The sequence below is a fragment of the Vibrio sp. 811 genome (assembly GCF_033339195.1).
In genome coordinates, this window is sequence record NZ_JAWOUB010000761.1 from 1 (window position 1) to 560 (window position 560).

A 560-nucleotide genomic window follows, 5' to 3' on the forward strand; every position below is an offset into this window, starting at 1 on the left:
TGCTGGAAAGCACCGAACTGGTAAACAGCTCACCACCGCAAATAACGATAAGGATTAACCCCATACTGAAGGCGATACCACCGGCTAAGCGGCTTAAACCCCAACCTGTATTCGCACTGCCAGTTGTCACTGTGATGTAAAACAAAAATGCCAAACCGATAAACGCACCAGCCATTATTGCTAGGCCAAGTGTCATGCTGCTGGTTTTGTTTGCTTTACTTAATGCGAATTTCTCCGCCTCAGCCATCATCTCTTTAGGAGAAAAGTCCTGGTGAGTTTGAGAACTGGTCACCGCCATAATGACTCCTTAGTTTGTGGTTCCATAAAAAGCTCCTTGATTTATTAGCTCACAACATGAATTGTTGTTTTTGTTTTGCGGTGTTCCCGAACCGCATATCCAGAATAGAGCGGTCAGTAGTACAGGTAAAATTGATAATATTTAGAAATCTCATCAAATTATTTGATAAGTTTTTAGCGCGGAGTAAAATGAACCCTATTGCTTATTGGGGCATGTTTTTGAGGTTGTGAGAGTATGGGAATACTCGCCCATGATGGAGGAC

General features: G+C 42.7%; 1 protein-coding gene. It reads right to left on the reverse strand.

Going from position 1 to position 560, the window contains the following annotated elements; genetic code table 11:
* Positions 1 to 298 (reverse strand): formate/nitrite transporter family protein (locus R7Q46_RS29260; RefSeq protein WP_318078593.1); only part of this gene is annotated, 298 nt, incomplete at its 3' end.
* Positions 299 to 560 lie beyond the last annotated feature (262 nt).